At 65.4% G+C, this 9,282-nt stretch carries 4 protein-coding genes; 1 reads left to right on the top strand and 3 read right to left on the bottom strand.

What is annotated here, in order from left to right; genetic code table 11:
- Positions 1-2,284: PAS domain S-box protein (locus H0T81_RS11565; RefSeq protein ID WP_294013307.1), on the bottom strand; the 2,284-nt coding region annotated here is incomplete at its 3' end.
- Between the two features lie 110 nt (positions 2,285-2,394).
- Positions 2,395-2,694: a DUF1153 domain-containing protein gene (locus tag H0T81_RS11560; RefSeq protein ID WP_294013309.1), complete on the bottom strand. Its 300-nt coding sequence runs from the start codon at positions 2,692-2,694 to the stop codon at positions 2,395-2,397.
- Between the two features lie 658 nt (positions 2,695-3,352).
- Between H0T81_RS11560 and H0T81_RS11555 the strand changes: the two genes are divergently transcribed.
- Positions 3,353-6,919, top strand: coding sequence for a hypothetical protein (locus H0T81_RS11555; protein ID WP_294013304.1), 3,567 nt, complete (start codon positions 3,353-3,355; stop codon positions 6,917-6,919).
- Positions 6,920-7,169: 250 nt separating this feature from the next.
- Here the strand turns inward: H0T81_RS11555 and lepA are convergent, their stop codons facing one another.
- The gene (lepA, locus tag H0T81_RS11550) at positions 7,170-9,059 is read right to left on the bottom strand and encodes a translation elongation factor 4 (RefSeq protein WP_294013301.1); all 1,890 of its coding nucleotides are present in this window, start codon (positions 9,057-9,059) and stop codon (positions 7,170-7,172) included.
- Between the last annotated feature and the right edge of the window lie 223 nt (positions 9,060-9,282).

Here is a 9,282-nt window from a genome sequence, read left to right as displayed (position 1 = left end):
CCTCGGTCTCGCTATAGCCCGAGACGAATAACAAGCGCTGGTCCGGCGCCGCGTCGAGGATGTGCCGCGCGACGTCGGCGCCCGACAGGCCGGGCATGATGAAGTCGATCACCACCAGGTCGGGCCGCTCCGCCGCGAACAAAGTCAGCCCGCTCGCCCCGTCGCCCGCCTCGCGGACCCGGTGGCCAAACTCGGTCAGGCTCGTGACGATGAAGCCGCGGACGTCGGGGTCGTCGTCGATGACCAGGATCGAGGCATGATGGTGAAGCCGCTCGGCGACATCATCGCCGCCGGCATCATCGCCCGCTTCGCCGTCATGCGGCGCGTGGCGGAAGTAGAGCTTGACCGTCGTCCCCTCGCCCGGCGTGGTTTCGATCCGCGCGGTTCCGCCCGACTGGCGCGCCACGCCATAGACCATCGACAGGCCGAGCCCGGTGCCCTTGCCGATGTCCTTGGTGGTGAAGAAGGGCTCGAACGCGCGCGCGGCAATTTCGGGCGTCATGCCGGTGCCGGTGTCGCGGATCGACAGCTCGACATAATCGCCGTCGGCCAGTTCATGGTCGTCTGCGATCGACACATTATGCGTCTCGAAATACAATGTGCCGCCCTCGGGCATGGCGTCGCGGGCGTTGATCGCGAGGTTGAGGACGGCGACCTCGAGCTGGGTCGGGTCGGCCATCACCGGCAGCTCCTCGTCGTTGAGGTTGAAGCGCTTCTCGATCCCCGGGCCGAGCACGTTGCGCAGCAGTGGCCGCATGTTGACGATCAGCGGCGCGACCGGGGTCGGCCGGACTTCGAGCCGCTGGACCCGGCTGAAGGCGAGCAATTGCCCGGTCAGCCGGGCTCCGCGCTCGGCGGCCGAGAGCGCGTTTTCGGCATAGCGCTTGAGCTTCTCGTCGTCGGCGCGCTTGGCAACGATGTCGAGGCCGCCGACGACCACCGTCAGCAGATTGTTGAAGTCGTGGGCGATGCCGCCGGTCAGCTGGCCGAGCGCCTCCATCTTCTGGCTCTGGCGAAGCTGCTCCTGGGCGGCCTTGAGGTCGGTGATGTCGCGCGCCTCGAACAGCAGATAGATGATCTTGCCCTGCGGGTCGCGGACCGGCTGGACCGAGACGTCGAGGTAAGCGGTCGGAACGCTGTCGCGCTCCATCGTCACTTCCTCGTTGAACAGTTCGCCCTTGGCCGCCTGCTTGACGGCGCGCTTCATCAGCGGGATGTGCTGCGGATAGGCCTTGAGCGTCGGCGCGTCCCAGATCTTGCCGCCGATCGCCCGCTCGTAGTTCTGCCCGCGCCAGGCCGCTTCCTTGCGGTTGAGCTCGACGATCGTGCCGTCCGGTTTGAGCAGGACCAGGACCTCGAGCACCGTCTCGAAGATCGCCCGGAACTGCGCCTCGCTCTGCGCCAGCTTGGCGGTCCGCTCCTCGACCTGGGCCTTCAATTCCTGCTCGGCCTCCTTGGCCAGAGTGATGTCGCTGGCGGTGCCGATGAAGCCGTTCAGCTCGCCGTCGGGCCCGAAGCGTGGGCTGGAGACGCTTCGAAGCCAGCGGTACTCGCCGTCGGCGCGTCGGTAGCGGCCCTCGAGGGTGAAGCGCTCCCGGGTAGCCTCGCCGGCGATGCTCTCGGCCACGATCCGGTCGACGTCGTCGGGGTGAATGCGCGACCGCCAGTCGATGTTGCTGACCTCCTCGCGGGTGCCGCCGACGAACTCTGTGTAGGCGTCGTTGACGAAGTCGCGCGTCCGGTCGAGCCTCGTCACCCACATCATCACCGGCGCCGAATTGGCGATCCGCCGGAACCGCGCCTCGCTCTCGCGCAACGCCCGCTCGGACACGCGCTGCTCGGTGATGTCGGCGACGACGATCACCACCCCCTTGACCTCGCCGCCCGCGATTCCGCCCTCGAACCACGGCACGTAATTGGTCTGCACCGCCAGCGGCCCGCGGGTCGGGTGGTTGAAGTCGGACGCGAAATACTGCCGCTCGCCGGCCAGCGCCGCGGCGATCAGCGGCTCGCGCAGCGCATAGGCGTCCTCGCCGAGCACCTCCCTCAAAGTCCTGCCGAGGATCTCCGAGCGCGGCCGCTCGAACCAGTCGGCCAGCGGCTTGTTGAGGAATCTGTAGCGCTGCTCCCGGTCGATGTACGCGGTCATCACCGGCAGCACGTCGGCCAGCGCCAGCATGCCCACCGGGCTGAACATCTCGGGCGGTAGGTCGGGAATGGCAATATCGGGCGCGGCCGCAGCTTCGCCGCCGCCTCCAAGCCCCTTGTCCGCCCGCCTCGCCATTTCGGCGCAGATTGCGGCAATTCGAGCTCCGAGTCACGGAGTTAAGGTTAGCTGCTTGAGCATCGGCTCAGAGAAGCCTGCCGACGCCATCCCTACGTCTATGGCCGCATTCAGTAAGACCGGCGCCGCTCGTGAAAGTCGCGATGCTCCTGGCTCCGCGTGACCCGCAGGCCTCGCAGGCCGCTGCGTTCAATAGCGCGTCGCCAGCCGAAAAACTCTTCTGCGGTGAGCGAATATCGCTTGCAGGCCTCGTCCACGGTGAGAAGTTTTCCTGCGACAGCCGCCACCACTTCAGCCTTGCGGCGCGGGGTCCAACGCGGCGTGTTCGCTGCCGGGAGGCTTTCTCGCGTCAGAAGTTCGCCGAGCGGGCCTATGACTTTCCGCGGCTCCTGGGGACTTCGTCGGGCCAGATGATCGAAGACCTCCGCAGCTTTCAGGAGGAACGGTCTTTCTGGGCGACCCGCGAACTCACTGGCTAGATCACGACAGTATTTAGCTTCGTCGAGATAGGATCGGGTACGCATGACAAGCTTTCAAAGGAGGTGTCTCTGGACATTACCCATTGGACGTGACCGTAAAGTTCGTGATTGTGGTTAACGCGTGTGCTCGTCGCGGCGCAGCCGTGGAGCCGAGTAGCGCACATGCTTGAGATCGCCCTGGCGTAAAACTTCGCCCCGACCTCCAGCTTTCCTCGCCTTCGCCGTAGCAGGCCTCGAGCTGAATTTGGTCCCCGGTGCGCGGACATGATGTACGTGATCGCTTCCGCCGCGCGTAGCGGGACTCGAGGCGGCTGGGCAGCGCGGGGCATTGGAGCCGGAGCGTTGGTCACATTATCGCCGCTCGTTGGCCCTGTCCGCCTGGATCGCCTCCTCCGCAACCGGGAGCGTCCTGGGCCGAGCGCCAATGATTACGCCGACTGAAACCCATGTTACCGGTTCAAAAACAAACCTAAATTGACCTGTTCATCTTGTGTTCATGTCCAAAAGCGCGACCCTGAGGTTAATTTATTGAAAAATAACGGCAAAAAATTAAGGGGGCTTTATGCAAACGCGCGCCATAAGATCCATCATGATGTGCGGCGCCGCGTGGGCGGCTCCGACTGGGGCGGCGCTGGTCCTGCCCTCCGCAGCCCAGGCTCAAACCATCTGCGCGCCGGACGTCGGCAACCTCATCGAGTGCGTCGACGTCGTTACTACCGCGACTGGCACGTTCAACTCGGGCACCGCCGTCGTTCCCGGGCCGGGCCTTACCGCGACTTCCGCGAGCGATCTCATCGTCAATGTTACCGGCGACATCACCACCACTGGCGACAATCAGCCCGGCGTGCTGCTGATCGCGGTCGACGACCTTATCTTCACCATGGACGGCACCGTCACCACGCTCGGCGACAACAGCGACGGCGTCAACCTGACCGGGGCGACCGTCACTGCCGATTTGGGCGACGTCTTTACGTCCGGCCTCGACTCGGACGGTGTCGAGATCCTCGCCACCGGTGGCGGCATCGACCTCGACGTCGACGTCGTCGAGACCGATGGCGATCTCTCGGGCGCGACCATCCTGCGCGGCGAGGGCGACATCAACCTCACCGCCGATACACTGACCACAAACGGCATCAACGCGGCGGCGATCGACATCTCGGTCGATCCCGCGGTCTGCGTGACGCTTGCACCGGGTGAGTGCGACATCACCGCGGCGGCTGAAAATGTGACGACCAACGGCTTTGGCAGCATCGGCGCGCTGATCGTCGCGGCCGGCGATACCGATGTCACCATCGGTGTGCTCGAGACCAATGGCGATCAGGCGGCGGGGCTCGACCTCAGCGCCGATCCCACCGCCTGCGTGATTCTCGGCGAAGGCGCCTGCGACACGGCATTCACCGTCGGCTCGCTGACCACCAGCGGGGACGATTCCCCCGGCGCGCTTGTATACGCCATCGGCGACATCGACGCGACGGTCGGAGTGCTTGAGACCAACGGCGACCGTTCGGTCGGCCTCGACCTCACGAGCGACCCGACGGCCTGCGCGATACTCGGCGCGGGCGCATGCGACACCTCGTTCACCGTCGGGACGCTGACCACCGAAGGCGCCGGCGCCACCGGCATTTTGGTGCGCGCAGCCGGCGATACGACCGGCAGCGTCGGAGTGCTCGAGACCCAGGGTGACGATGCGGTTGGCATCGACATAGCTTCCGATCCCACCGCCTGCGTGATCGTCGGAGTTGGAGCCTGCGACGTCGGGCTTACCGCCGACCAGGTGACGACCAACGGCAACCGGGCCGCGGCGGTGATCATCAACACCGTCGGCGCCATCACCACGGACCTTGGGCTCATCACCACCAATGGTGACGATTCGGCGGGTGTAAACCTGATCGTCAATCCGACCTTGTGCGCCGCGATCGGGCCCGGAACCTGCGTCATCAACGCACAGATCGATGACGTCGACACGGACGGCGACAACAGTCCGGGCGTCGAGGTCGATGGCGGTGAGGACCCGGTCGTGGTCGTCGTCGATGACGTCGACACGGACGGCGACAATTCTCCTGGTGTCGATGTCGAGGGCACCGGACCGATCGACGTCACCACCGGGGACGTCGACACGGGCGGCGACAATTCGCCGGGAATCATCGTCGATGGCGACGATGACCCGGTCGCCGTGACCTGCGGCGCGGTCGTCACTTCCGGCAATAATTCTCCGGGAGTCGCGGTTAGCGCGGAAGGCCAGATCGACGTCAATTGTGAGTCGGTGCTGACTGGCGGCGACAATAGCGACGGCATCCAGATCGACGGCGGCACCGGACCGGTTTCGGTGACCGTCGGCCCCGTCACGACGGATGGCATCGACAGCGATGGCATCGACGTGATCACCGATACTGGCGACATCACTATCGTCGCTGGCCCGGTGACGGTCACCGGTCCGGGGTCCGACGGCATCAGCGCCGTTGCCACGGGCTGCGCCGACATCAACATCACCGCGACGTCAGACGTGCTCAGCGCCGACGGCACCGCGATCCTTGCCTCGACACTATGTGCGGTGACGGTGACAACTCTGCCGGGCGCGTCGGTGACCGGCGCGGACGCCGGCATCGACGTTACCTCCGGCACGGGTGCGACGATCACGCTCAACGATTCAGTGCGAGCGACGGCAGGCCCGGCGATCGACGTCGACGGCGCGGCCGCAGTGATCAACGTCAACGCCGGCGGCTCGATCATCGGCCGCATCGACCTCACCGACAATAACGACACGCTCAACAACCGCGGTTTGTTCGACGTCATCGGCACCAGTGATTTCCGTGGCGGGACCGATGTCGTCAACAATTTTGCCGGCGGCACGGTCCGCTCCGTCAACGGCAACGGAGTTCTCCAGAACTGCGAGACCTTCAACAATTCCGGAACGATCAGCATGATCGACGGCGCCGCCAACGACACGTTGACGGTGTGCAACAATTATGTCGGACTGGCGGGCGCCAGGCTCGGCATCGATGTCGGCGGCAATGCGGGCGGCCTGACCGCCGACCGGCTGATCGTTCCCGGCAACGCCAGCGGCACGACCGGCGTCAACCTGAACCTGATCGCCGGCTCGGCGGTGGTCGATCCGGACGGCGTCCTGATCGTCGATGCCGGGACGGCGACCGGCAATCCGTTCAATCTGATTGGCCCGACCAGCGCCGGGCTCATCAATTATGCGCTTCGGCAGACCGGAGCCGACACCTTCCTCGTGTCGTCGCCGGACGAAGCGATATTCGACATCGCGACCATGAGCCTGATGGGCCAGGAAATGTGGCACCAGTCGAGCGGGGCCCACCAGTCCTGCGCCGCTTCGCGCCGCAACGACTTGGGCTTCACTCGCAAGCAACCGTTCGGCATCTGCGCGCAGCTGTACGGCAGCGAGGACCGCACTGGCGACAACGACCGCAGCGCGACGGTGTTCGATACCGACCTCACATTCAGCGACCGGCTGAAGACCAAACGTCGCGGAGCGCAAGTCGAGCTGGCGTTCCACGGCGCCAACCTCGATGCTGGCGTCACGCTCGGCTATGCCCATTCTTGGGCCGACGCCCGGTCCGGCACGCGCTTTCACGCCGAAGGCTATAACTACGGCGCGTTCGCCCAGTTCGGAATGGCTTCGGGCCTCTACGCCGGGGCGCTGATCAAGCGCGACAATTACGATGCGCGGATCAGCAACGGCCTGATCATCCCGCGCACCGACTTCGACGGCCGGAGCACCGGGATCGACGGCGAGGTGGGCTGGCGCACGCCAAGCTTCGGCGCGTTGCTCGATGTCCACGCCGGCCTGTCCTACGTCAAAAGCAAGATGGACGATTTCACCACCGGCAACATCGCCTTCGACAACGACTCGGAAACCAGTCTGCGCGGCCGCATCGGCGCACGCCTCGGCTGGTCGGGCTCCTACAACCCGTACGTCGATGCCAAGCTGTTCCACGAGTTCAACGGCGACAGCGATGTCGAAGTCCGTAGCGGCTCACTGGTGGATCGCATCGAAGGCCGCGGCCGCGGCACTTGGGGCAGGCTCGAGGCAGGCCTCGGTGCCGGCGCCGGCGGCGGACCATTGTTCTCGGCCTTTATCGACCTTGGCGACGTCAAGGGCTGGGGCCTGCGGGGCGGCTTCCGCTTCTAAGGTCATCGCTACTCGAACCGCGGGCGGGAACCTTCGCTGGCTCCCGCCCGCAAGCGTGTTCGCGCTTCACAGTACCTCCCCGCGGCCCTCGCGCCCATTTAGCGCTGTCCTATTTCTAACCAGATAGGGTTCTGCAGCTGAATGAGCAGGAAATCGGGTCCCCCCGCATCCGCGCTAGCTCAGGCGAGGCAACCCCATTGCTGCGCACGCGTCGCGTCCCCTCCGTCTGCTGAGCAGAATAAAAGCGCCCTCAGGCGTCGTCGCCCATTCTGAGAGCGGCGATAAACGCCTCTTGGGGAATGCTCACCGACCCATACTCCCGCATCCGTTTCTTACCCTCCTTCTGCTTCTCGAGAAGCTTCCGCTTGCGCGTCGCGTCGCCGCCGTAACACTTGGCGGTGACGTCCTTCCTCAGCGCCGCAATCGTCTCGCGAGCGATGATCTTGCCGCCGATCGCCGCCTGGATCGGGATCTTGAACAAATGCCTGGGGATCAGCTCTTTCAGCCGCTCGCACATGCCGCGGCCGCGGGCCTCGGCGTTGGCGGCGTGGACGATCATGCTCAGCGCGTCGACCGGCTCACCGTTGACCAGGATGCTCATCTTGACGAGGTCGCCCTCGCGGTGGCCGATCATGTGATAGTCGAACGACGCGTAGCCGCGCGAAATCGATTTCAGGCGGTCGTAGAAGTCGAACACCACTTCGTTGAGCGGCAGCTCGTAGGTCAGGAGCGCGCGGGTGCTCTTGCCGTGGCCGACATAGGTGAGGTTTTTCTGGATTCCGCGGCGGTCCTGGCAGAGCTTGAGGACGGAGCCGAGATATTCGTCGGGCACGTAGATGGTCGCCTCGATCCACGGCTCCTCGATCAGCTCGATTCGGTTGGGGTCGGGCATGTCGGCCGGGTTGTGGAGCTCGATCACCCGGCCGCCTTCGCCGCTGTCGCTGCTGGCGCCGACGTCCGTTCGTCCCGAGCTGGCGCCCGGCGCGTCCTTCTTTCCGCGCGACATGTGGATCCGATAGACCACGCTCGGAGCCGTGGTGATGAGGTCGAGGTCGTATTCGCGAGTCAGCCGCTCCTGGATGATCTCGAGGTGCAGCAGCCCCAGGAAGCCGCAGCGGAAGCCGAACCCGAGCGCGGCGCTGGTCTCCATCTCGAAGCTGAACGAGGCGTCGTTGAGGCGCAATTTGTAGAGCGAGTCGCGGAGCTTCTCGAATTCGGCGGAGTCGGCGGGAAAGAGGCCGCAGAACACCACCGGCTGGACGAGCTTGAAGCCGGGCAGCGGGGTCGCGGTGGGGTGCTTGGCATCGGTGATGGTGTCGCCGACACGGGTCTCGGCGACTTCCTTGATCTGGGCGGTGATAAAGCCGATCTCGCCCGGGCCGAGCTCCTGCAGCTGTTCGATCTTCGGGCGGAAGCAGCCGACCCGGTCGACCAGATGCGTGGTTCCGGCGGCCATGAACTTGACTTGGCTCCCCTTGCGGATGGCGCCATCGATCACCCGGACGAGGATGACGACCCCCAGGTACGGATCGTACCAGCTGTCGACCAGCATCGCTTTGAGTGGCGCGGCCGCGTCGCCCCTGGGCGGGGGGATGGTGTCGACGATCGCCTGGAGCACCGCCTCGACGCCCTCGCCGGTCTTGGCCGAGGCGAGCACCGCGTTCGACGCGTCGAGGCCGATGATGTCCTCGATCTCGGCGCGCACCCGTTCGGGCTCGGCGGCCGGCAGGTCGACCTTGTTGATCACCGGCACGATCTCGTGGTCGTGCTCGATCGACTGGTACACGTTCGCCAAAGTCTGCGCTTCGACGCCCTGGGCTGCATCGACGACCAGCAATGCGCCTTCGCACGCGGCGAGGCTCCGGCTGACCTCGTAGGCGAAGTCGACGTGGCCCGGAGTGTCCATCAGGTTGAGCACATAGCTGTTGCCGTCCTGGGCGGTCCAGTCGAGGCGCACCGTTTGGGCCTTGATGGTGATCCCGCGCTCGCGCTCGATGTCCATATTGTCGAGCACCTGGGCGGTCATCTCGCGGCTCGTCAGCCCGCCGGTCGCCTGGATCAACCGGTCGGCAAGAGTCGACTTGCCGTGGTCGATGTGCGCGATGATCGAGAAGTTGCGGATGTGCGCGATGTTGGTCATTTGCCGCGGCGGCTAGCAGAGCGGTTGGAGCCTGTCAGCACGCGCTGCCAACACCGCCGTTGGTCGAAGCCGCAAGTGGCTTTGCAGAACCGCCTTGCCTTCGGGGGAACCAACCGTACAGATGCGTCACATCCCGCAAGCCGGAGCAAAAAACCCATGATTGGCAGCCGTTTGATTGTCCTGCTCGCAAGCGCGTCGGCGCTTGCCGCCTGCGCCACCGCAC

The organism is Sphingomonas sp. (genome assembly GCF_013812825.1).
Classification (GTDB): Bacteria; Pseudomonadota; Alphaproteobacteria; order Sphingomonadales; family Sphingomonadaceae; genus Sphingomicrobium.
The sequence above is the reverse complement of the archived record's forward strand: the minus strand, read 5'-3'. Positions and strand labels throughout refer to the sequence as shown.